General features: G+C 39.1%; 24 protein-coding genes. 10 read left to right on the top strand and 14 right to left on the bottom strand.

What is annotated here, in order from left to right:
* Positions 1-56: 56 nt before the first annotated feature.
* Positions 57-581, bottom strand: coding sequence for an inorganic diphosphatase (ppa, locus tag FY048_RS17020; RefSeq protein ID WP_003654399.1), 525 nt, complete (start codon positions 579-581; stop codon positions 57-59).
* 127 nt (positions 582-708) lie between these two features.
* Positions 709-1,107: an MAPEG family protein gene (locus FY048_RS17015; RefSeq protein WP_003654397.1), complete on the bottom strand. Its 399-nt coding sequence runs from the start codon at positions 1,105-1,107 to the stop codon at positions 709-711.
* Between the two features lie 106 nt (positions 1,108-1,213).
* Between FY048_RS17015 and FY048_RS17010 the strand changes: the two genes are divergently transcribed.
* Positions 1,214-1,603, top strand: coding sequence for a hypothetical protein (locus tag FY048_RS17010; protein WP_446091918.1), 390 nt, complete (start codon positions 1,214-1,216; stop codon positions 1,601-1,603).
* Positions 1,604-1,641: 38 nt separating this feature from the next.
* On the opposite strand, the gene FY048_RS17005 is transcribed toward FY048_RS17010, so the two are convergent.
* The 6 genes from FY048_RS17005 to FY048_RS16980 all read right to left on the bottom strand — a co-directional run bounded on the left by FY048_RS17005 (position 1,642) and on the right by FY048_RS16980 (position 10,210).
* The gene (locus tag FY048_RS17005) at positions 1,642-3,321 is read right to left on the bottom strand and encodes a long-chain-fatty-acid--CoA ligase (RefSeq protein WP_446091917.1); all 1,680 of its coding nucleotides are present in this window, start codon (positions 3,319-3,321) and stop codon (positions 1,642-1,644) included.
* Positions 3,322-3,617: 296 nt separating this feature from the next.
* On the bottom strand, positions 3,618-5,837 hold the full coding sequence (parC, locus tag FY048_RS17000) for a DNA topoisomerase IV subunit A (protein ID WP_446091916.1): 2,220 nt from the start codon (positions 5,835-5,837) through the stop codon (positions 3,618-3,620).
* 152 nt (positions 5,838-5,989) lie between these two features.
* A complete protein-coding gene (niaP, locus tag FY048_RS16995; protein WP_446091915.1) occupies positions 5,990-7,309 on the bottom strand; it encodes a niacin transporter NiaP in 1,320 nt (439 codons plus the stop codon).
* Between the two features lie 79 nt (positions 7,310-7,388).
* A complete protein-coding gene (locus FY048_RS16990) occupies positions 7,389-8,033 on the bottom strand; it encodes a trimeric intracellular cation channel family protein (protein WP_016139541.1) in 645 nt (214 codons plus the stop codon).
* A 45-nt stretch (positions 8,034-8,078) separates the two neighbouring features.
* Positions 8,079-8,546: a YchJ family protein gene (locus tag FY048_RS16985; protein ID WP_446091914.1), complete on the bottom strand. Its 468-nt coding sequence runs from the start codon at positions 8,544-8,546 to the stop codon at positions 8,079-8,081.
* Between the two features lie 71 nt (positions 8,547-8,617).
* Positions 8,618-10,210, bottom strand: coding sequence for a TerC family protein (locus FY048_RS16980; RefSeq protein WP_446091913.1), 1,593 nt, complete (start codon positions 10,208-10,210; stop codon positions 8,618-8,620).
* Positions 10,211-10,536: 326 nt separating this feature from the next.
* On the opposite strand from FY048_RS16980, the gene FY048_RS16975 reads away from it, so the two are divergent.
* The 5 genes from FY048_RS16975 to FY048_RS16955 all read left to right on the top strand — a co-directional run bounded on the left by FY048_RS16975 (position 10,537) and on the right by FY048_RS16955 (position 15,286).
* The gene (locus FY048_RS16975; RefSeq protein ID WP_016139544.1) at positions 10,537-11,160 is read left to right on the top strand and encodes an LOG family protein; all 624 of its coding nucleotides are present in this window, start codon (positions 10,537-10,539) and stop codon (positions 11,158-11,160) included.
* A gap of 171 nt (positions 11,161-11,331) precedes the next feature.
* Positions 11,332-12,723, top strand: a complete 1,392-nt coding sequence (gene mdtD, locus FY048_RS16970) for a multidrug transporter subunit MdtD (protein ID WP_446091912.1) — start codon at positions 11,332-11,334, stop codon at positions 12,721-12,723.
* Positions 12,724-12,800: 77 nt separating this feature from the next.
* On the top strand, positions 12,801-13,559 hold the full coding sequence (locus tag FY048_RS16965; protein WP_446091911.1) for a glycoside hydrolase family 25 protein: 759 nt from the start codon (positions 12,801-12,803) through the stop codon (positions 13,557-13,559).
* Between the two features lies 1 nt (position 13,560).
* Positions 13,561-14,616, top strand: coding sequence for a DNA polymerase IV (gene dinB / locus FY048_RS16960; protein ID WP_446091910.1), 1,056 nt, complete (start codon positions 13,561-13,563; stop codon positions 14,614-14,616).
* Positions 14,617-14,932: 316 nt separating this feature from the next.
* Positions 14,933-15,286, top strand: coding sequence for a RidA family protein (locus tag FY048_RS16955; RefSeq protein ID WP_446091909.1), 354 nt, complete (start codon positions 14,933-14,935; stop codon positions 15,284-15,286).
* 138 nt (positions 15,287-15,424) lie between these two features.
* On the opposite strand, the gene FY048_RS16950 is transcribed toward FY048_RS16955, so the two are convergent.
* The 4 genes from FY048_RS16950 to FY048_RS16935 all read right to left on the bottom strand — a co-directional run bounded on the left by FY048_RS16950 (position 15,425) and on the right by FY048_RS16935 (position 20,660).
* The gene (locus FY048_RS16950) at positions 15,425-15,925 is read right to left on the bottom strand and encodes a DUF2726 domain-containing protein (protein WP_042894260.1); all 501 of its coding nucleotides are present in this window, start codon (positions 15,923-15,925) and stop codon (positions 15,425-15,427) included.
* 314 nt (positions 15,926-16,239) lie between these two features.
* Positions 16,240-18,621, bottom strand: a complete 2,382-nt coding sequence (locus FY048_RS16945) for a YgiQ family radical SAM protein (protein WP_446091908.1) — start codon at positions 18,619-18,621, stop codon at positions 16,240-16,242.
* A 214-nt stretch (positions 18,622-18,835) separates the two neighbouring features.
* Entirely contained in the window at positions 18,836-20,113 is a 1,278-nt protein-coding gene (locus FY048_RS16940) for an esterase-like activity of phytase family protein (protein WP_446091907.1), read from the bottom strand.
* Positions 20,114-20,255: 142 nt separating this feature from the next.
* Positions 20,256-20,660, bottom strand: coding sequence for a helix-turn-helix domain-containing protein (locus tag FY048_RS16935; protein ID WP_446091906.1), 405 nt, complete (start codon positions 20,658-20,660; stop codon positions 20,256-20,258).
* A gap of 81 nt (positions 20,661-20,741) precedes the next feature.
* Between FY048_RS16935 and FY048_RS16930 the strand changes: the two genes are divergently transcribed.
* From FY048_RS16930 to FY048_RS16915, 4 genes are all read left to right on the top strand, one after another.
* A complete protein-coding gene (locus tag FY048_RS16930; RefSeq protein ID WP_446091905.1) occupies positions 20,742-21,227 on the top strand; it encodes a DUF2938 domain-containing protein in 486 nt (161 codons plus the stop codon).
* An 18-nt stretch (positions 21,228-21,245) separates the two neighbouring features.
* Positions 21,246-21,812, top strand: coding sequence for a flavodoxin family protein (locus FY048_RS16925; protein WP_446091904.1), 567 nt, complete (start codon positions 21,246-21,248; stop codon positions 21,810-21,812).
* Between the two features lie 4 nt (positions 21,813-21,816).
* Positions 21,817-22,029: a DUF2798 domain-containing protein gene (locus FY048_RS16920; RefSeq protein ID WP_446091903.1), complete on the top strand. Its 213-nt coding sequence runs from the start codon at positions 21,817-21,819 to the stop codon at positions 22,027-22,029.
* 291 nt (positions 22,030-22,320) lie between these two features.
* A complete protein-coding gene (locus FY048_RS16915; protein WP_080645622.1) occupies positions 22,321-22,929 on the top strand; it encodes a lytic transglycosylase domain-containing protein in 609 nt (202 codons plus the stop codon).
* Positions 22,930-22,981: 52 nt separating this feature from the next.
* On the opposite strand, the gene cysK is transcribed toward FY048_RS16915, so the two are convergent.
* Both cysK and FY048_RS16905 read right to left on the bottom strand, forming a co-directional pair.
* Positions 22,982-23,980: a cysteine synthase A gene (gene cysK / locus FY048_RS16910; RefSeq protein WP_446091902.1), complete on the bottom strand. Its 999-nt coding sequence runs from the start codon at positions 23,978-23,980 to the stop codon at positions 22,982-22,984.
* A gap of 304 nt (positions 23,981-24,284) precedes the next feature.
* Positions 24,285-24,807 (bottom strand): GNAT family N-acetyltransferase (locus FY048_RS16905; protein ID WP_446091901.1); only part of this gene is annotated, 523 nt, incomplete at its 5' end.

Raw genomic sequence — 24,807 nt, 5'->3', positions numbered from 1 at the left:
TTTTTTATTAAGCTCAGAATATCAATTGAGACATTCTGAGCTTAATCAATTAAAGCTTATTTAGCAGCTTCAATTGCTTTTAATACTTCAGCTTTAGCAACATCAGCACCTTCCCAACCACTGATTTTTACCCACTTACCTGGTTCTAAATCTTTATAGTGACTGAAGAAATGCTCAACTTGGCTAATCAATAGCGGAGGAAGATCTGTATATTCTTTAACATCTTTATACAATGGAGACAATTTTTCGTGTGGAACAGCGATTAATTTCGCATCGATACCACCGTCATCTTCCATTTTTAATTTGCCTACTGGACGGCAACGAATCACAGAACCAGCAGCAACAGGATGTGGAGTTACAACAAGTACGTCTAACGGGTCGCCATCTTCAGACAAAGTATTTGGAACATAGCCATAGTTCGCTGGATAGAACATTGCTGTACCCATGAAACGGTCTACAAACAATGCATCAGAATCTTTGTCGATTTCATATTTAATTGGTGCTGCATTTGCAGGAATTTCAATGATGACATAGATGTCATTTGGGGCATCTTTACCTGCAGGGATATCGCTGTAACTCATATCAATACTCTTTCGTTATGAAGTCAGATGTAAAATCCACTCGATTATAGCGTGGATATCATCAAAATGATGCCGATTATACAATGCGCACACGCGAAAGTTGATATGAATGATGACAGAATGACACTCAAGTCAGTTTAATCGTGACCACTAATAAGAAGATTGGACACAATATAGATAAGAACCAAACAATCGAGCGTAAAGTTGCCCAGTTACTTAAATAGCAAATCCCATAAATGACTCTTAAAATAATATATGCCCAACCTAATCTCAGAATAAAATATTCCGGAACGACCATATATTCAGCCATTAAAATAGCCGTTAAGAATAAAGGTAGGCTTTCAAAACTATTTTGTTGTACGGCATTAGCGCGAGCAGCCAGACCAGTTGTTTTGGCAAAAAAAGCTCTCGGGTTTTGATTGTCGGCAGGCTGAAAACCACCCGTAATTTTTGCAATTGCGGTAAATGCATATGGCAGTAAACATGCCACTAAAATAATATAGATAATGCCGCTGATGCCCTGCATAGTGCCATCCATCACTGAAAATACTGTTGATCATGCTATCATAACATTGCGTTTTTACCTGAAATTTTATGCAATCACTTGTCATCACTGTTTAATAGGGCCATGTATGCAACAACCTGATCAAAAAGAATTGTTTGAAGTCTTGGATAAGCAAAAACAGAATCAACTTCAGATAGATCGCATATTAAAGATCGTACTCCCTATTATGGCTTTTTTACTTAGTGTGATTTGTGCAAATTTGAATTGGCAATCGACGCTTGGTACCTTTGTTATTTTAACAATTACCTTTATTGCAGTGGGTATTAAACGACTTCCTTTGTGGCATTGGCTCATTGTGATTACGGTATATTGCTTAGCAGATAATTATTTAAGTTATGGTCAGCTTGATTTAACTCACTTACGCCTGCAACTCGGCACAATGCTTGTTTTTGTTGGGATGGTCGGAATTGGACGTCCTTATATCGACCGCTGGTTTATAAAAAGCCATAAAATCTAAAATAAAAAAGCGCCCTAAGGCGCTTTTTTATTAACTCATTAGGCTGGTTTACGTAAGTCTTTACGTAAAATTTTGCCTACATTTGATTTTGGTAATTCATCCATAAACTCAACATAACGAGGGCGCTTGTAGCCTGTTAAGTTTTCTTTAGCGAAGCTCAAAACTTCTTCAGTCGTTAAGCTTTGATCTTTTTTCACAATAAAGAGTTTTGGCACTTCACCTGATTTTTCATCTGGAACACCAATGGCTGCAACTTCCAATACTTTTGGATGTTTAGCAATAACTTCTTCGATTTCACTTGGATAAACGTTAAAGCCAGAAACCAAAATCATATCCTTTTTACGGTCTACAATTTTTGTATATCCACGGCTATCCATCACACCGATGTCGCCAGTACGGAAGAAACCATCTGCTGTCATGACTTTAGCTGTCTCATCAGCGCGGTTCCAGTAGCCTTTCATCACTTGAGGACCGCGAATCGAGATTTCACCTTGCTCACCTAAAGCAACTTCTTTACCGTCATCATCTAAAATAGCAACTTCAGTCAAAGGTAATGGAATACCAATGGTGCCACTAAATTCAGTAGAAGCAGGCGGATTTGCAGTTGCTACTGGTGAGGTTTCTGACAAGCCATAACCTTCAATAATGGTTGTGCCAGTAATTTTCTTCCAAGCTTCTGCTGTAGAAGGTAAAACGGCCATACCACCACCCATCGCCATTTTTAGCTTGCTATGATCAAGTTGGCGGAATTCTTCATTATTCACTAAAGCATTAAACAATGTGTTTACCGCTGGGAAGAATGATGGTTGATATTTACGTAATTCGTTAATAACAGCCGGTAAATCACGAGGGTTCGGAATCAAGATATTTGCTTGACCTTTATACATACCGTACATCGCGCAAACCATGAACGCAAAAATATGATAAAGCGGCAATGCACAAACAATACGGTCGCCTTTAGCGCCATCATTTGCTCCAAACTTACTTTGGAAAATACCGTCACACTGGAGTAAGTTTGCTACCAGATTACGATGAGTAAGCTCTGCACCTTTTGAAACGCCTGTGGTACCACCAGTGTATTGAAGTACAGCAGTATCACTTAAAGTTAAAGTTGGGCGCTTATAATTACTCGCATTTTCTTTATTTAATGCTGAGTTAAATTTAATGTGTCCTGGAATATTCCAAGCTGGAATTTGCTTACGTACTTTACGCAATACAAAGTTCACCAGAGTACCTTTGAGTGTACCGAGCATATCTCCAACTGATGCAACTACCACATGCTTCACTGGAGTTTTACCTAAAATGCTTTGGTAAACACTGGCAAAGTTTTCGATAATCACAAGGACTTCTGCACCTGAGTCATTTAATTGATGCTCAAGTTCACGCGCAGTATAAAGTGGGTTAACGTTCACTAACACCAAGCCTGCACGTAAAACAGCTAATGCAACTACAGGATACTGCAATACATTCGGCATCATCACTGCCACACGAGTTCCTTTTGCTAACCCCAAATTTTGCAAATAGGTCGCGAACTTGCGGCTTGCAAGCTCTAACTCATTAAATGACATCGCTTTATCCATAAAGATAAAGGCATCGCGAGAACCAAATTTTTGGAAATTACTCTCAAAAATATCAACAAGTGAGGTATTTTCCGCAGGCAATGCTACTGTTTCTGGAATCCCTGTTTTTTGGTATTCTGCAAACCAAATTTTTTCCATAATGCCATTATCTCCGATTCGTAATCCTTAGTAATAACTGTTATTCAATGCCCCAGCTATTCTTTAGCTTCTTGGTGCCAGAACATATTTAAAACTTATTGGCACATTCATGACACTTCGAACAAGATTATGAGACAGAAGTTTTGACAATTTAACCCTGCCAAATTTTTTGCATGGAGTACAAATTACGTACTCCAAATTGCTGTCCTTTTAATCGTTATTCAATACCAACAAGTTCAGTTCATTGCTTGAACATGTTGCCATATATAGCGTATTTATGTTGCCAGACGCTAGCTTTATCTCTGAATCAACAGTTTATTTGCTTTTTGATATCCACGTGGTAAGAGCTGACCTTTTGAAGCTCGTTTACCCATATATTTTTGTAGATCATCACCTTTTAATTTTAGATGTTGCTGACCTGCAACCACCTGAATTATTTCATCTAAGTTCAGGGTTGTCATGGATAAAATTTGCTCTTTCGCATCAAGTTGTATCAACTTATTACCTTTACCCTTATTTAGATTTGGTAGTTCTGCCAAATCAATAATCAAGAGTCGACCTGCTGAGCTGAGCACCGCCAAATGCGTCATATTTTGGGCAGATATCAATGGTAAAGCTTTTGATTTTTCAGGAACAGACAAGAATGTCTTACCTGCCTTGGCATTGGTATCTAATTGTTTAGCTTGCGTTTTAAACCCATAACCAGAGGTACTCGCAGCAATAAGTTCAGACTCGTCATCTTCTAGATAAACCTGAATAAACGACACGCCACTTGCAGGAGCAAGTTTAGAACTTAATGGCTCACCCAAACCTCTTGCTGATGGCAAACTACTAATAGGTAAGGCATAACTACGCCCTGTCTCATCAAGGAAATAGATCCGTTGATTGGTTTTACCCACAGCGTGACTTAAATATTGGTCACCCGCACGATAGTTTAATTTTTCTGCATCAACATCCGCACCTTTTGCAGCACGAATCCATCCCGCTTCAGATAAAACCACCGTTACTGGTTCAGCTGGCATTAAATCCTGTTCTTTAATCTGAATAGCTTCGGCACGTACCACGATTGGAGAGCGGCGTTCATCACCAAACTTTTTCGCGTCTTCTTTTAATTCACCAATAATCAGATTTTTTAAAGATTCTGGGTTTTCTAATTGCTCACGAATAATGGCCGCTTTTGCTGCGAGTTCATCCTGCTCTTGACGGATTTCCATCTCTTCAAGTTTTGCTAAATGACGTAACTTGAGTTCTAAAATTGCTTCTGCCTGTATCTCATCAATATTGAAATGTTCCATTAATACAGGTTTAGGCTGATCTTCTTCACGAATAATACGAATCACTGTATCAATATCAAGATAAGCAATTAAAAGACCTGCCAAAATATGCAGGCGTTTTTCAATTCGGTTTAAATGATATTCTAAACGGCGAGTTACCGTTTTTTTACGGATTTCAATCCATTCAAGCAAGATACGACGAATCGATTTAACCTGAGGACGACCATCCTCACCAATCATGTTTAAATTAACACGGTAGCTCGACTCTAAATCAGTAGTGGCAAATAAGTGACTCATCACCGCTTCAGCATCGATGCGGTTAGAACGAAGAACAATTACTAGTCGTGTTGGGTTTACATGATCCGACTCGTCACGAATATCAACGACTAATGGTAGCTTTTTGGCCTGCATTTGGTCGGCAATTTGAGTAATCACCTTAGAGCCCGATACTTGATAAGGCAATTCCGTAATCACGATTTCATTTTTTTCGATGGTATAAACCGCTCGCATGCGGTAACTGCCACGACCAGTAGTCTGGATTTTGAGTAATTCTTCTGGCGGAGTAATAATTTCAGCTTTTGTTGGTAAATCTGGCGCTGGAATATATTCAGCCAATTTTTCATCTGAAGTTTGCGGGTTACGAATTAAGGCAATCGTTCCTTTAATCACTTCACGTAAATTATGTGGCGGAATATCTGTCGCCATACCAACTGCAATACCGGTTGTGCCGTTGAGTAGAATATTAGGAATACGCGCTGGCAACGTAATAGGTTCTTTTAATGAACCATCAAAGTTATCTTGCCAGTCAGTTGTGCCCTGACCTAACTCATTTAACAATAATTCACTGTAGGCAGAAAGTTTTGCTTCTGTATAACGCATCGCAGCAAATGACTTAGGATCATCTGGTGCACCCCAGTTACCCTGCCCTTCAATTAAAGGATAGCGATAACTAAACGGCTGAGCCATCAATACCATCGCTTCATAACATGCTGAGTCACCATGAGGATGGTATTTACCAAGTACATCACCTACTGTACGCGCTGATTTTTTTGGCTTGCCGCTATTTTTTAAGCCTAGTTCGCTCATGGCAAAGACAATACGGCGCTGTACAGGCTTTAAGCCATCACTGATATGCGGCAATGCACGGTCCATAATGACGTACATGGCATAATTCAGGTAAGCCTGTTCAGTAAATTCGGCTACAGAGCGGTTTTCTGTCGCTTGATGCGCAAGGCTGGTCATAGTCAGCTTATCTTCCAAATCAGTCGTTATTTTAAATGAGTCTTATGCTAAGTGGGCTATGTTACAGACACAAGAGGGAGTCTGTCACCTGAGCGTCAAATTATGTCTCATCTCTCTATATTTTTAGTTACTTGCTATAAAGTTAGACAAAACTACATGCCTATCGACTCTAGTCTTTTCCCTTGGGTTTCTTCACCTAGTATTAAAATTACGGCTGCGACCAAAAGTAAAACAACAGTAAACATCATGAAAACATGGCTAAACCCATGCTTTGCAACCATCATATGGGTAACAACGATTGGCGCTAAAATTCCGCCCAAACGCCCCATTGCCGATGCCCAACCCGAACCAAAAGCTCGAATATTGGCTGGATATTGTTCTGGCGTATAGGTGTATAACACTCCCCATGCCCCTAAATTAAAGAACGACATGAGGCAGCCCCAAAACATAATGCTGTTTATGCTGTCAGCTTGTCCAAAGAAATATGCAGACAGTGCACAAAACCCGATAAATGAAGCGAGTGTAATTTTTCTACCCAATCGTTCTACAAACCATGCCGCTGCCAAGTAACCTGGTAGCTGTGCCAAAATCATCAGCAAAACATATTCAAAAGATTTAACAATGTCATAGCCCTGTTTCACCAATAAGCTTGGCAACCACGTAAAGATGCCGTAGTAGGAATACACAATTCCAAACCAGATGAGCCAAAGCATTAAACTACGGCGTGCAAAAGGGCCACTCCAAAGTTGTTTAAAAGAGACCTTTTGTTGTATGGCTACAGGCACAACTTCAATGTGATGAACGATTTGGACACCCGCCTGAGCTTCTAGTTTTTGTACTAAAGCATGCGCTTCTTCGATACGACCACGGTTAATCAGGTACGGTATCGATTCGGGCAATTTTTTCCAAATCACTAGAATATAAATTAGAGGGAAGCCACCCATTAGAAATGCAATATGCCAGCCAAATTTAGGAATAATAAAATAAGAAATTAACGCCGCCACTAACCAGCCTAAACCCCAAAAACTTTCAAGTAATACAATAAAACGACCACGTACATGTGAGGGTATGTATTCACTCACTAATGTCACCGCAACAGGTAACTGCCCACCAAGTCCAAGTCCAACAATAAAACGGAAAATCAATAACCATTTTAAATCTGGAGCAAAGGCACATAAGGCAGTCGCGATACTATAAATTGCCATGGTCGTGGCAAATATTGTCTTTCGACCAAAACGATCGGCTAAAGCCCCCGAGCAAACTGCTCCAATAGCCATTCCTACAAAGCCAATACTGACAATCCAACCGCTTTGGGCTGGTGTTAATGCCCAGTCTTTAACAAGCGTTGTCATGATAAAAGCAATGATACCGGTGTCCATCGCATCAAACATCCAACCTAACCCAACCACCCACAATAATGTGTAGTGGAATTTGCCAATTGGAAGATTTTGTATACGTGAAACCAGATCCATAAGAAAACTCTACTGGAAAGAATAAGTGAGCAATACAATATTTAATTGTTATAGCATGCTCACATCGCATTCTGCATAATTAATGTTCATCGGTTGATGAAGCTGATTCTGCATCGTCATCTTTATAAATAAACTTAGGCATTTCTAAGCCGAAATAGATCGCAATCAGACGCAGGGTAAAACCGAAAATTAAGGTTGAAACAACAGTTAACTCTAAACTGAATCCCAAATCTAAGCATACCCAGTAGCAAATGACTGCTACAAAAGCAATACTCGCATAAAGTTCGCGACGGAAAACGAATGGGACATCGTTACATAAAATGTCACGTAAAATACCGCCAGAAACCCCAGTTAACACCCCTGCTACAGCCGATACCACAAAACCATGCCCCATTTGCAAGGCAATCTGACAACCAATAATAGTAAAGCCGATTAGGCCTAAGGCATCGAGCACCAAAAAGATGTTATGTAAGTGACGCATCCATTTGGCGATAATAATTGTGACAAATGCAGCACAACAAGTCAGAACCAAATATTCAGGGTGTTTTACCCAAGTTAAAGGATAATGGCCGAGTAATACATCACGTACCGACCCGCCCCCTAAAGCAGTCACACAGGCAATCAGTACGACACCGAACCAGTCCATACTCCGTCGCCCAGCAGACAATGCGCCTGTCATCGCTTCAGCAGTAATCGCAATAATATAAATAACGGTGAGTAACATCGCCCTTTCCCTCAGGCCAAACGGTGCGCGTATTTTAAGGTAAAGTTATATGAATTGTGCACAGCATTGTTTAAATTTTTTTCCAGAGCCACATACACAAGGTTGTTTCATAGTGACATGCATATCTACAGTGGGATCAAGAAAAAACCATTGTTGTTGCTGATATACAAAATGTGAAACTTCATGATGAACCTGAGCTTTTTGTCCATCATGATAATGTGCCTTGAATTCAACCTGTGCATGGGTTTTATCTAGTTTTTCTTTGGTATTAACGACCTCTAAACCCAACCATTGATTTTGTTTACTCCAGTCTGCAATAGCATCTTTATCAAGCGCAGTTTGCTGACCTAAAGCGGTTGTTTGAACAATATAATCAATTTGCTGTAATGCAAAAGCACTATAACGCGAACGCATCAGCTGCTCTGCTGTCAGGGCTTTTGATATGCCTAAATGTAAAGGCTCACAACATTCTGCATAGCTGCCTTTTCCACATGGACAAGTGTGTTGAGTCATTTTGTGTTTCTCAAATAAAAAATAGCTCAGAGTTGAGCTATTTTATGATGTTTCTAGACTTAAAATGTCATTTAATCTTTTGATTCATCTTGTTCGATAGAAACAATATGAACTTTCTCGATTTTATGACCTTCCATTGTAATCACTTCAAAGCGATAACCATCTGCTTCAACAGCTTCACCATTTTCTGGTAAGCGGCCTAAATGGAATAACAAATAACCCGACAAAGTTGAATACTGTTCACTTTCATCAACCAAATCACGACCTAATAAAAGGGATACGTGGCGAATGTCTGTTGAACCTTCAAGTATTAATGAACCATCTGCCAAACTCTCAGCGGCTGCATCTAGCTCATCTTCATCAGGGAATTCACCCGCAATGGCTTCTAAAATATCAATTGGCGTTGCAATACCTTCAATTGAACCGTATTCATTTAAAACGATTGCCATTTGTAACGGTGCTTGACGTAATTGCTCCATCACCATAAGTACTTGAGCATTTTCATGCACAATAACAGGTTCACGTAAATGCTTTTGGAAATCGACCACACCTGTTTCAATAAAGCCATTTAGAACTTTATGAGTGAGTGCAATACCCTCAATATTATCAAGTTCACCACGTGCAACAATCAAACGAGAGTGTGTCATTGACATTAAACGTTCTTTTAAAACTTCTGGTTCATCGTCTAAATCAATCCATTCAAGCTCAGGCCTTGGGGTCATAACAGACTTTACAGGACGTTCAGATAAACCGAGAACACCTTGCACTAACACACTGTGATAAACGCCATTATCTTCATCAAACACTTCATCTGCAAAAGCTTGTGTAGCCAATACATCTTCTTTATCAGAAGATTGCGTATCTGAGCTAGAACCACTGCTTTTGCTTCCTAACATACGTAAAACGGCAGAGGCAGTACGGTAACGCAAGTCTGTGGTTGTAACCATCTTTTCCTGATTGCGGCGCATGCTCTGGTTGATAATTTCCACCAAAATTGAGAAGCCAATTGCAGCATATAAGTAGCCCTTCGGAATATGGAAACCAAAACCTTCCACCACCAAAGAAAAACCAATCATCATCAAGAAGCCAAGACACAGAATAACCACCGTTGGATGCTTATTCACAAAGTCCATGAGTGGTCTTGATGCCCACAACATGATTCCGACAGCAACAATCATTGCCAGCATCATGACACTCTTGTCTTTGACCATCCCTACAGCTGTAATCACGCTATCTAACGAGAAGACCGCATCAAGCACAACAATCTGGACAATAACCATCCAAAACGCAGCATGAACTGGATTATCTTCTTTTTGGAGTTGTTTGCCTTCCAGTCGCTCATGCAATTCCATGGTGCCTTTAAAGAGCAAGAACACACCACCAAACAGCAGGATCAAATCACGACCAGAAAATGGATGATCAAAAATATGGAAGAGTGGATGAGTAAGTGTTACGACCCAAGCAATAGCAGCCAACAAGAGCATACGCATGCCCAAGGCCAATAATAATCCCAGTTTTCGAGCCTTGCCTCGCTGCTCTGGTGGCAGTTTTTCGGCCAAAATAGCGATGAAAACGAGGTTATCAATCCCCAATACAATTTCAAGAACGATTAAAGTTGCTAAACCCACCCAAGCAGAGGGATCAGACATCCATTCAAAGATCATCGATCCTGCTCCTGTGCTGACTGGATTTTATCTTTATTTGGCAACACAGCAGGCATGCCCATACAAAGGAGGGAAAATGTTTTTTTAGGACAAGAAATTAAAACGGAGCGACTACAACCACTACCCATATTTGTTCATATGTTGTTAAACGAATTTTTAGTATAGGCAAGATTTAACATAAATTCATCATTTTTATTTGTTCATGACAGGCATTCACCAAACCCATACAAAACATAAGTCTTTACTATAAATCTGCTTATAAAGTTGTCATATCTTTTGCTTAGTGTAGACAAGAAATATGAACGTGATAAGGTAAAAATAAAGCAATGAATAGCGTATTAACAATGGCAGTAAATGATTCACCAATAACAGCTGTAAAAACAAAACAACCTCTTATTGCATTATATTGTGGTTCACGTGCAGGAAATAATCCAATCTACCGAGAAAAGGCAATTGAACTCGCTCATGGAATTGCTGACCAAGGTTTCGGTTTAGTCTATGGCGGCGCCAGTATTGGTTTAATGGGACAAGTTGCTGAAAGCGTTCTTGCAAATGGCGGAGAAGCTGTCGGTGTCATTCCTGAATTTATGCTCGATTATGAAGTAGCCCATGCAGGCTTAACCGAATTACATGTTGTAGAAACCATGCACGAGCGCAAAGCCATGATGGCAGAGCGTGCAAGTGCATTTATTGCATTACCTGGCGGTTTAGGAACATTCGAAGAAATATTGGAAATAGCCACTTGGGGCCAACTCAACCAACATCAAAAACCCATGATTTTATATAACGTAAATGGCTTTTATAATGCATTGATTGCGCAGTTAGATCATGCGGTTCAAGAAGGTTTTCTCCCACTTCAGCACCGTGCTAAATTAATTGTATGTGATGATGTTAATCAAATTTATAACGTCATTAAAAATTTAAAAATGCCGAAAAGATTTGTTGTTTAGTTATCTACCTACTCTCCATAAAAAAGCGGTTCTGCCGCTTTTTTTGTTTTAACTATTTTTACCGCCCTCTTCAAAAGCACTTAGATTTAGTAAAGGGGTAATCAACATTGTCTTACTTTTTTTACTTTCAATTTGTTTTACACTAGACCAAAACGTTAACTTTCAAATGTTATGAATGCCACGCCGACTCACCAAGCCTTGCAACCTGAATATCGCTTACTCGTACTTTTGGTTTCCATTGGCTTTTTTATGCAGGCTTTGGACACAACGATTGTAAATACAGCTATTCCTGCAATGGCTCACCATTTAAATGAAGACCCTCTACGCATGCATAGTGTAGTGGTGGCCTATGTTTTATCAGTAGCCGCCTGCATTCCGTTAAGTGGCTGGTTAGCAGACCGCTTTGGTGTTAGAAATATTTTCTTATCGGCAATCGTTATTTTTACTCTAGCCTCTTTGGGTTGTGGCCTTTCTCAGAGCCTTAACGAACTCTTATTTTTCCGAGTCATCCAAGGCGTAGGCGGAGCCTTGCTACTTCCTGTTGGCAGACTATCACTTTTAAAGATTATTCCCCGAACTCAGTTCTTAGCCGCAATGAGCTTAATGAGTCTTGCAGGTTTACTGGGGCCTTTGGCTGGTCCAACTTTAGGTGGCTGGTTAGTTGAAGTTGCAACTTGGCACTGGATTTTCCTCATCAATATTCCCATGGGTATCTTAGGCATCTTAATGACATTAAAAGTCATGCCTAATTTAAAAGAACCTTCGGTCAAAACATTTGATTTAGGCGGCTTCATCTTATTAGTAGTGGCAATGATTGGATGGTCTTTGGGTATCGAACATCTAGCCTCACCTGAATATTCAAACTGGTTCAGCATTTCACTTTTAGTCGTCGGCATAATTGCAACACTTTGGTATGCCTATCACTCCCACACTCATCAAAATGCATTATTCCGCAGTCGACTCTTTAGAAACAAAATTTATGCGATTGGTATTTTAGGTAATTTCTTTGCTCGTTTTGGTGGTAATGCCTTACCTTTTGTTTTACCACTCATGCTACAAGTCGCTTTTGGTTTTGAGCCTTTTATTGCTGGTTTAATGATGATTCCTTTGGTCTTAGGCTCATTATTTTCAAAGCCAATTGTCAGACCCATTATTCAAAAAATTGGCTATCGACGTTTTTTACTCATCAATACAACGCTGGTCGGACTATGTATCGCCTCTTTTGCCATCATGACAGTTGATACTCCAACTTGGTTTAGAGCCTTGCACTTTTTCTTATTTGGCACATTAAACTCACTGCAATTTGTAGGTATGAATACACTCACCTTAAAAGATTTGCCTCAACAAGATGCAAGTAGCGGTAATAGCTTTTTATCGATGATCATGATGCTATCAATGAGTATTGGCGTGGCACTGGCAGGTACACTCATTAATGTATTTACTAGTTATTATGGAGCTGACCATGTGACCACTGCATTCCATGTCACTTTAATTTGCCTCGGCTGTATCAATGTCATTACAGCGCTTATTTTCTGGCAAATTCCAAAAAATACCCCCGTATAAGTCGTTGCATTTTTAGCGTGGTTTCTCGCTCTTAAATCACGTTATGATGTCGGCTTCAAATCTTTAATGAGTTTTGCATGACCAAACTGGCTAAAACCTTTTTCACAGCACGGTACAATACCTTTATCGGAATTGGCTTGGGATGTGTTATGGGAGTTCTGGCTTATTTTGGTCTGTTCTATCAGCAAAAAGCCGTTGCACAAGATTATCCAGTTCAAGGGTTCGATGTCTCTCACCATCAAGGTAATATTGACTGGAAAAAAATATCGCCGGAAAAATTCCAATTCGTCTATTTAAAAGCAACTGAAGGCGGCGATTACAAAGATTCAAAATTTCAAGAAAACTGGCTCAAAGCTCGCGAACATGGGCTACATGTAGGGGCTTATCACTTTTATCGTCTATGTCGTGATGGTAAAACACAAGCAGATAACTTTATTGCGACGGTACCTAAAAAATCAGATGCGCTTCCACCTGTCATTGATCTGGAATATGACGGTAACTGTATTAATTCACATACCAAAGAACAATTACTTAAAGAAATAGGCATCATGCATGATCGCCTAAAACAGCATTATGGCAAACAGCCTATCTTTTATATTTCTAAAACTTTTTACCACATTGTGTTAATCGGTAGTTTTCCTAATACACCACTTTGGGTCAGAGATTACGAAGAAAAACCTGAACTTAAAGACAAGAGAAAATGGCTCTTCTGGCAGCATAGTAATCAGGGTAAAATTGAAGGGATGGTAAAGCCAGTAGACTTAAATGTTTATGATGGTTCAGTCAAAGAGTGGCACCAATTCTTACAGCAGCAAGGCATCATGAAAGCACAATAATATGCGCAAAATCATTCATATCGATATGGATGCCTTTTATGCATCAGTCGAGCTACGGGAACATCCTGAATTAAAGCATTTACCCGTTGTTATTTCATCTCATCATCCGCGAGCTGTGATTGCTGCTGCATCTTATCCTGCCCGCGAATTTGGTTTACATTCAGCCATGTCGATGACTCAGGCAAGAAAACTATGCCCTCAAGTCGTTATTATTGAGCCAAATTTTGAAAAATATCGTACAGTCTCCACTCAAATTCACTCAATCTTTCAGCAATATACTCTGCTTATTGAACCTTTATCTTTAGATGAAGCTTATTTAGATGTCACTGAAAATTTAAAACAAATTACAAGTGCGACAGAAGTTGCCATGCACATTCGGGAAGATATTTTTCGGTTAACTGGACTGACTGCATCGGCAGGTGTAGCCCCTAATAAATTTTTGGCAAAAATTGCTTCGGACTGGAACAAACCTAATGGTTTATGTGTAATCAAACCTTCGCAGGTTGCCAATTTCATTCAAGACCTTCCACTAAAAAAAATCCCTGGCGTCGGCAAAGTCACTCAAGAAAAATTACAACAACTTCAATTACATACTTTGGGTGATTTACAGAAAATTGAAGAAGCAGTTTTAGTTCACCACTTTGGTAAATATGGACAACAGCTCTACCTATATGCACAAGGAATTGATCATAGGCCTGTTCAAGCCGAAAGAGCGCGTCAACAAATTTCGAAAGAGACCACTTTCGATAGTGATTTTACTTTAGTTCAATGTCAGCCCTACTGGCAGGGATTAGCCGAAAAAGTATGGCAAAGCTTAGAGAAAAAACAGCTCAATGCACGTGGTGTAAATATTAAGCTTAAACTCAAGAATTTTCAGACTTTACAACATAGTAAAAGCTTTAAGAGACCTATCCAGTCGCTACAAGACTTAATCCAAGTTTTATTTTTATTATTAAATGAAATGCAGATTCCTGAACATTTCCAGTTTCGCTTAATTGGTATAGGAGTTTATCAATTACAAACTCAAGCAGATGACTTCCAACTTAACCTTTGGTGATTGTCTAATTTTCACTCAGAAGAGTAACTTTTGAACAAAAGCTATTCCCTTTTACTCCAAGTTTAGAGTAACCTAATCAGCGCATATTCATTATCCATGTATTTGCGCCATGCCAAAAGCAACCTTTACTTTCGGCATATCGTCCTGTGATTGGCGTGACGACCAAATCCGAATATTACAGGGCACTTCCGATACATGGTTGATCTGATTTCCTCATCACAATAATCTACTGAAATTCTTTTCTACTCGCTTGCACCCGCATAGCAACTCTTCATAAAATCAATACTATTAAATAAAGCCACTCTAGAGCATTTTTATGACGGTAAAGCGTTTACACGTGACTTCACGCTACTGCGAAGTTGCGATTTCAGGTAATTTAGTACACTTAGCTGGACAACTCGCAGATGATACGAGCGTAGATGTCACAGCACAGACTCAACAAACTTTAGATAATATTGACCGTCTACTGGCAGAAGCCGGAACAGATAAAACCCACATTCTTTCTGTCATAATTTTTCTAAAAGATATCGACAAAGATTATGCAGCAATGAATGCTGTTTGGGATGCATGGATTAGTGAAGGACATCCGCCAGCGCGGACTTGTGTAGAGTCTAAACTTTATGCACCGGACGTACTTGTAGAAATGACAGTTGTTGCCGTACTTCCATAATTTTTATAAACATAAAACGACATTAAATTGAGCAATATCTCTAGTTATATTGCTCAATTTTTTAGTATTTTTAATGTCAGCATGTTATCTAGATCTTCTTTAATGAGTTCTCCCAACAATTGTTATAGTCTCTAATTTTTAAGACTTTACAAAAGCATTTGACATTCGTTCTAGCTGAGGCGTTGCATGTAAAGTTGCCATCTCTGCTTCTGAAGTCAATAAATCTCTTCTCAGATCGTCATAATCAGGCACCTCACTGTAATGCAGCACGCGATAACCAGCCAATTGTAATAGACGACGTTCATATTGTTGATGTGCTCGACGCAAACCACTTTCTCCAAGAACAACAACTACAACAACCTGATAATTTTGATCAAGTACAACAAAATCAGCCGCCATATTTTGATATTTTCGACGCGTATGCGCATATTTTGTAGTTAATAACGCATCAAAGGATACATGTGCTAGCACGGTAAATTTAGGCAAAACTGTTTGTAGTCTATTTAATGTCATTTGCTCATGACTGGTTAATACTGCACGGCGCTTCAAGGCACTATCGTGTTGATGCCTTCGCGAAAGACTTTTCACTGCCATCACAACAGCTAAAAATAATAATAAAATCGTAATTAGATAATACATGGGCCTAATCCTTTAAGTTTTTTATAATGATTTTGCTAGATCACACTTTGTTTTAATTGATAACGACACAGCCGTTTTTTAAAAGCTTCACTTAGTAATTTCACTTGTAGTTATCAAGCTTGGCTTAAATTTAGCCACCCTCACATTATTTATAATCATAGAGTCAACAACAATCAAGTGCAGCTCGTCAGATTTATGGAAATTATCATTTTTCGTTACTCTTTTTGTACCTTAAAACCTCAAAAATCTCACTATGCGATTTAAATATATACTCTGAAAACAAAACAGGCTCCGTTTAAGAGCCTGTTTTATCATTAACCGCGTGCTTTAGATCGTGGTTTACTTTTCCCACCAAACGGTCTTTTCTCACCTGTTTCACGAGGAGGCAAACCTGTATGCTGGGTTAGAACCTGTCCTTTTTGTGGACGTTTTTGCCCTGCTGCCGAGTGAGATTGCCCCTGACCACGTTTTGCTGAATCTCCCGCCACAGACGAGTTCTTCTTACGTGCAGACTTATATTCACCTTCGGCAGTACCTTGTGGCTGATAGGTTGGAATCAAATGCTGTTTTGAATTACCAATCAAATCTACACGGCCCATTTCTTTTAAGGCTTCACGAAGTAATGGCCAGTTGTTTGGATCATGATAGCGTAAGAATGCTTTGTGCAAACGACGACGCTTCTCACCTTTTACAATATCAACCTTTTCAGTATAGCGAGCTACTTTAGCAAGTGGGTTTTTACCTGAATAGTACATGGTCGTTGCGGTTGCCATCGGTGATGGATAGAACGTCTGTACCTGATCGGCACGGAAACCATTCTTCTTAAGCCAGATTGCAAGATGCATCATGTCATAGTCTGAAGTACCTGGATGTGCGGCAATAAAGTAAGGAATTAAGTATTGCTCTTTTCCTGCTTCTTTACTAAAGCGGTCAAACATTTGCTTAAAACGATCATACGTACCAATACCCGGCTTCATCATCTTAGACAACGGGCCATTTTCGGTATGCTCTGGTGCAATTTTTAAATAACCACCAACGTGATGTTGTACCAGTTCTTTCACATATTCAGGGTTCAATACCGCAAGGTCATAACGTAAACCTGAACCAATCAGAATCTTCTTCACACCTTTAATTGCACGAGCTTTACGATAAAGCTGTACTAAAGGCGCATGATCGGTATGCAAGTTTTGACAAACACCCGGATATACACAAGAAGGTTTACGGCAGTTCTTTTCAATTTCAGGGTCTTTACAGTGCAAACGGTACATGTTTGCTGTTGGACCGCCTAAGTCTGAAATAATTCCGGTAAAGTTTGGTGCTGTGTCACGGATTTTCTCAATTTCACGTAAAATCGAGTCTTCCGAACGGTTTTGAATAATACGACCTTCATGTTCAGTAATCGAACAGAAAGTACAACCACCAAAACAGCCACGCATAATATTGACCGAGAATTTGATCATATCAAACGCAGGGAAACGTGCATTGCCATATGTCGGGTGAGGCAAACGTGCATAAGGTAAATCAAATACATAGTCCATTTCCTCAGTGGTTAGAGGAATTGGAGGTGGATTAATCCATACATCACGCTCACCATGGCGTTGAACCAATGCACGAGCATTACCCGGATTGGTTTCAAGATGCAAAATACGGTTTGCATGTGCATAAAGCACGTGATCATTTGACACTTCTTCAAAAGAAGGTAAACGAATGACCGCCAACTCGCGTGGAGGCAATTTATGTTTAATAGCTTTTGACGGTGCTGGCTTTAATTGAACGATTTGAGTATCGTCGTCTAGTTTGTCGCCTTCACGAATAATCGGATTTGCAACGATTTCTTTTTGGAAGTCTTGATATTGAGCTAAAGAGTTGCCTTTTTCTTTTTCAACTTCACAGCCATCAATATCTTCTGTCATAACATAAGGGTTAATAATTGGATCAACACGTCCAATCGTATCTACATCATTACTTGCAACTTCAACAAACTTTGCTTTTGATGCTTTGTTATGTTTATTAATAATAAAAGCTGTACCACGAACATCTGTAATCTCGTGGATTTTTTCACCTTTAGCCAAACGGTGCATCACATCAATAATGGCACGCTCACCATTACCATACATAAGCAAATCGGCTTTAGAATCCATCAAAATTGAACGACGAACTTTATCTGACCAATAATCGTAGTGCGCAATACGACGTAAACTGCCTTCAATCCCACCTAATAACACAGGTACGTCTGGGAATGCTTCACGACAACGTTGGCAATATACCGTTGCTGCGCGGTCAGGACGCTTGTTCGGTTCATTGTTCGGTGAATAAGCATCATCCGAACGGATTTTACGATCTGCCGTATAACGGTTGATCATCGAATCCATATTACCTGCTGTCACACCCCAAGCAATGGTTGGCTTACCTAAAACTCGGAAGCTTTCAGCATTGGTCCAGTCTGGCTGTGCAATAATTCCGACACGGTAACCTTGAGCTTCAAGAACACGGCCAATAACGCCTGACACAAACGAAGGATGGTCAATATAAGCATCGCCACATACTAAAATAAAGTCACATGCATCCCAGCCGAGTTGGTCCATTTCTTCTCGTGACATCGGCAAAAATGGTGCTGGTTCAAAACACGAGGCCCAATATTTGTCGTAATCAAACAGCGCTTTTGGCGCAGTTTGCATAGTATAAGCGGTAGACATGGCTTGCGAATCTCGGCTAGCAAATGGAGGAGAGACATCTAAAGATGAAAGCCGATCATTTTAACATGAATTTCATTCATTTTCCCTGTTTATAAAACATGCGAAAACAACCATATAGAAATTAATTTGATTAAAGTTTATTCAACATTTTATTCTTATAATAAATGCGGCAGAATAAAACCCACCGCAGTTTTAACCCATTTATTTATATAACTTAGAATAAAGCTTTTGGTAAGCGGATTTGAATAATTTCGTTATCGTCGGCCAGCTTAGCATTACGCCCAGTTGATCCAGGGAAGTTATTATCATTTAGAACAGTCAACGTTGTGCTATTTTCAATGATGACATCTTCAATAGTTTCAAATGGGAAAGCGAAAACTTGTTCTGTCCCAATATCCCCTGCTCTTGCTGTGCCATAAAGTAAATTTGGATTGGCAATTTTAATTAAATCAACTAAATCTTCACGGCTGACGGGTTGACCTGAATCATTTAATTTAATACGGATTAATTTTTTATATCCGCCTAAATTATTCTGAGTCGCATCACGCTCAATAATAATGCCTTCATTATTATTAAAGAGTTGGAAGTCACCAATATTGGTTGCCTTACTGTCTAACTGGAACCAATAATATTTTCCTGTATACGCTTTTTTCTTCACATCAAATTGAGAAATCAGCAATTGTCGTTCCGTTTCTCGAATTGATTTAAGCGGTTTCTCTACAAGAGGATAGAGATACTGGCCATCCGGTGAAATTGCCATGCCTTCAAAACCGCCACTTTGCTGAACCAAAGGCTCTACAAAATTAATTTGCGCTTTATTAAACTGATTTTGTGGTGAACGTAATTCTTGAGTCGGATTTAATGGATTTGGCAGAGCAATTGGAGCATCTAGCAACACACCATCTGCTGAAAAATGAAGTAAATAAGGGCCAAACTCATCCCCAATCCAGTAAGTACCATCATTAGTGCGTTGCATCGACTCTGGGTCAAAATCAGCACCCGTTAATAAACGCTCAGCTGTATTAGCATTGACGATATTAAATGGAATTAACTTGTTTGGATCACGCAGTTGGATAAAGCTTTGCACAGTAACTTGTCCCGTGCCTTTAGCTTTAGTTTTAGTTTTAGTTTTAGTTTTGAAATCAGGCTTTAGTTTATAGATACGAAGTAAAAAGTCTGATGAATTATCTTGAGTCCCAAAACCGTTATCGGCCATTGCCATATAACTGCCGTCTTCATTTTTTAATGCGGCAGAAAAGCCCTGTACAGGTTGGCCTTTAAATGGAGGATAAATTCCGTTTGCACCTTTCACATATGCTCCAGAATCTGGTCCAGCAGCATAGGTTTCTACGGGTAACTTTGCAAAAGAAATTAAGGTCGGTTCAGTAACATTTTCAGTGGGTGAGGTTTGTTCTTGATCGTTATCATCGTTACATGCAGTCAATCCTAAACTGGCACAGCATAATAATGCGACTAAAGTTTTTTTGCTCATGGTTTTATACAGTCGGTAAAAAATTAAGCAAATTTAATCAAGCTTACATGAAGTTTTGGTTTCAAAAAGATGAAACCTTTATGGCGAAAATATGACAAGCCTAGCTGTTCAATACAAAATTAAACTTCTTATTAAAAACTAGTTAAAGTTTGGTTGGCGGATATTCTCCAGCAATTGCTGCTTTCAAAAAGTTCTGAAAAGTAGGACATTCCATATGATTTTCAGCAGGACACACAGCAGCATGTTCTAATCCCTGACTAATAAAATGTAATCGCTTTGCCATTTGCTCTAATTGTTCAGCTTTATCTTTTAATTTTTGCCGATCAAGATCTGGTTTACCATCTTGTCCAAACATTGTGGCGATTTCATTTAAAGAAAAACCTGCGGCACGACCTAAAGCAATGAGTGCCAGCTGATCAAGCACTTGTTTCCCATATTGCCGACGTAAACCTTGCCGCCCTATCGACTTAATTAATCCCTTCTCTTCATAAAAACGTAGCGTTGCAGTTGTAACTTTTGCCTTCTTAGCAACTTCACCAATATCCATAATACCCTCTTGACTTCAAGTTGACTTGAACTTGCACAATAAATTTATCACGTTTCATACGTATAAAAGCAAGGTGCAAAAATGAAGACACTTACTTTACTCTTTCAAACTTTATATCTTGGTATCGGCGCAACAATAGTTATGGATATATGGCTGTTAATACTAAAGATATTTAAAATCCCGACCTTAAACTTTGCCTTCCTCGGACGCTGGGTCGGCTCGATATTTCAAGGGAAACTCATCCATCCATCTATTGCTAAAAGCTCTCAAATTAAAGGTGAATATTTATTAGGTTGGGTTGCTCACTATAGTGTCGGCATTATCTTCGCATTCAGTTTTATTTTCATTGTTGGGTCAACTTGGCTCGCCCATCCTCGGTTTTACTCAGCACTACTGTTTGGTGTAGTCACCGTTCTCATTCCTTTTTTTATTATGCAACCTGCGATGGGTAGTGGCTTTGCTTCATCAAAAACACCTCATCCTTTTTTGAACTGTCTAAAAAGTTTGCTAAACCATAGTGTTTTTGGTTGTGGCTTATATCTCACTGCAAAACTATTTCAAATTTAAATAAAGAGGAAACTGCCCATGAAAACCGTTGCCATTATTTACTATAGTCGCCAAGGTCACACCCAATTTATTGCTCAGCACATTCAAACTGGCATCTTGAACCAAGGAAATATTGAAGTAGATTTACTCAATGCCGAAGATCTTGTCGAAAACCCAGAAACCCTAATTCAATATGACGGCTTAATTTGGGGATCTCCTACGTATTTAGGTGGTGTATCTTCCAAATTAAAACAACTCATGGATGCAACAGGCCCATTATGGAAAAAACAGAAATTTAAAGGAAAGCTAGCGGCTGGCTTTACCGTATCTTCCCTTCCCGCAGGTGATAAACAATCGACACTAATTTCACTTTTTACCTTTTGCATGCAACACGGCATGTTATGGGTTGGAAACCCAATTATGCCTGAGCAACACCAAGGTATTCCTTATACTCAAGCAGCCAACCGTCTCGGTTCATGGTCAGGCTTAATGGCTCAGGCTGAACACGGTAGTAATGCCGATAAGTTTGATGAAGGAGATATTAAAACTGCTCAACAATTTGGAGAAAATTTTGCATTGACCTTAAATGCTTATCAAGGAATATAAGACCATGAAAGCACAGAAACTTTTATTCCTCTTAATTTTATCAGGGATGATGTCTTTTATAATTTCAGGTATTTCAACTTTGAAAGTAGTGGGACTAAATCATCATTTCCTTTCATTGTGGGTATCCGCCTGGATTGTTGCATGGCTATTGGCTTTTCCAAGTGTATTGATTTGTGCTTCCATAGCACAAAAACTAGTCGACATCGTATTTAAGTAAGTTGATCTGTAAGTTAAAACGTACAAAACTTGCAGCGATTTGCGGATATTCAACTTTAGTATTTTTTCATAATATATGAAACATAGAGAGACAGGATGTCTCATTGAAGAAGAATAAGAACGCAGGAAGCGGTAGTTGACAGGAGTTAGCTACATAAGCTGAATACGAAAAAACCTCGACAGGATGTCGGGGTTTTTTCATTTTAATTATACAAAATTCTCACTATTTGCTTGTGCTGAGCAACAGAACTTATATTGATCCGATGAGTATGGCTGAATACCATGATTTCATTTGAAATTTGATTATCGGTTTTCTATTTTGCTTACCTCATCTTTATCTAACAATTATTTTAAACCGACTCAAATAAACATTTTGAGTCTCAAATTTTTCGTAATTGCTTTAATGACAATAATGACGGGGTGTACCAGCTTAGGCCCGAATAGTGGTTCATTTTCATGGCGTTCAAATAAGCTCTCATCAGGTCTACAAAAAGCCTATTCTGTTCCACAAAGCACAGCGAATCGGTTATCTCCACTTATTATTCAAAGTGCTGACCAATATAATGTGCCGCCTCTTTTACTTGCCGCGGTCATAAGACAAGAATCGAGTTACAATACCAATGCTCTCTCGCCTACGGGTGCAGTAGGTTTAACTCAAATTATTCCCAGCTATTGGCAACAAACTTGTGCTGGTAATTTGTATGATGAATCTACAAATATTCAATGTGGCGCATATATTTTAAATCATTACTATCAATCAGCGGATAGTTGGTTTAAGGCTACGGCTTATTATAATGTTGGCCCAACTGGATATGAGCGAAGCTTCTGGACACGGCACAAAGCTAAAAAATATGCTCGGTCTGTTAAACGTCATCAAAAAGCTTTAAAAAGCGCTTTATAAATAAGCTTAAATAAAAGCCCATCAATAGATGGGCTTTTTTATGCGGTTAATTTTATTCGTCAAATAAACCGTCAAACAGAACAGAAGATAAATAACGCTCGCCACTGTCTGGAAGAATAACAACAATCGTTTTACCAGCATTTTCAGGGCGTTGTGCAATTTTTGCCGCCGCAGCCAAAGCTGCTCCACTTGAAATACCCACTAGAATACCTTCTTGGGTTGCACAGTTTCTTGCCCACTGAATTGCTTCTTCGCTAGTCACTGGTAAGACTTCATCCACAAGATCCAAATCAAGATTCTTTGGAATAAAGTTCGCACCAATTCCCTGAATTTTATGTGGCGCAGGTGTAATGTTCTCTCCATTTCTAGTTTGAGTAATAATTGGAGACTCAGCAGGTTCAACGGCTACAGAATACAAAGGTTTATTTTGAACTTGTTCGAAATAACGAGAAATACCAGTAATTGTGCCGCCAGTACCTACACCCGCAACCAAAATATCCACTTGTCCACCAGTTGCTTGCCAAATTTCAGGACCAGTTGTATCTACATGGATTTGTGGATTGGCTGGATTTTCAAATTGCTGAGGTAAGAAATAAACTTCTGGCTGTTCAGATGCTAATCGTATAGCTTCATCAACTGCACCTTTCATCCCTTTCGCAGGTTCAGTTAAAACCAAATTAGCGCCTAAAGCTTTCAGTACTTTTCTGCGCTCTATGCTCATACTTGCAGGCATAGTTAAAGTAATTGGATAACCCTTAGCAGCTGCAACAAAAGCTAGTGCAATCCCCGTGTTACCGCTGGTTGGTTCAATAATATGCATGCCTTCTTTTAACACGCCGCGCTTTTCTGCATCTGCAATTAGTGCCGCTCCAATACGACATTTCACAGAGAATGCAGGGTTACGGCTTTCCACTTTTGCTAATACGGTTGCACCAGTTTTAATCAAACGGTTAATGCGAACTAAAGGAGTATTACCAATAGCTTCTGCATTATTTGAATAAACTGCTATTCCTAAATTATTGGGTGTTGGAAATTGCTGGTCGGTAGACATGTTATATCCTTATTAGATTTGGAATGATTCTGAATCATTATAAGCTTCTATAATAAACAGGAAAGTATAAAAGCTAAGTAATACCTGAGTTCTCAAGTGGACAGTGTCTCTTGTTATAGATTTATTTTTAATAAATAATTACTTAAAAATCAAAACATTAGATTGGAAAAATTTGTTTGTTTATCCATAAGCCACACAAGAAATAATATGAACTCTGGCTATATGTTTCACATTATTAAGACTACTCTAATCTTCTTATTGAACATTAAAGCTAATGTTTGTTCAATATTTTATGTAATTAGAATTACCAAAGTTCACCTTCTCTCCAATCGGCACAAATAGTATCATCTTCTAACTTATGAGTTAGTCGCTCCTTCAGCTTAGTGCTCAACGGAAATAACATAATTTCATAATCATCGGTCAGATAAGTAGAAGTTTCATGCTTGATGTATAAATCTCCCCACCACGAAATCCAATCTAATTTTTTATAGAATGTCTCATCTTCAGGCTGTAATGCCGCTAGTTCATAGCCTACAGTAGTTAAAACATCAGTTAAATATCTTAATAATTTAGATGCGAGACCTTTCCCACGCATCTTGAAATCAGTAGTCACATATTCTATATAAGCAGTTTTTACAGTAATACCATCTTTTAAGGTGAAAATTCGATCTGTCCATAAAGCATGTGACACAATGTTATCATCCAATATGCCTACTATATGAACAGCATTTTGCATGAAAGTATATTGACTCCAAGGATCTTCATCAAAAGCAGCAAAACACAGCTCAGCAATTTGTTGCCGATGCTGCTTATTTAGGGCATGAGCT

Source organism: Acinetobacter sp. 1124_18A, assembly GCF_052824995.1.
The sequence above is the reverse complement of the archived record's forward strand: the minus strand, read 5'-3'. Positions and strand labels throughout refer to the sequence as shown.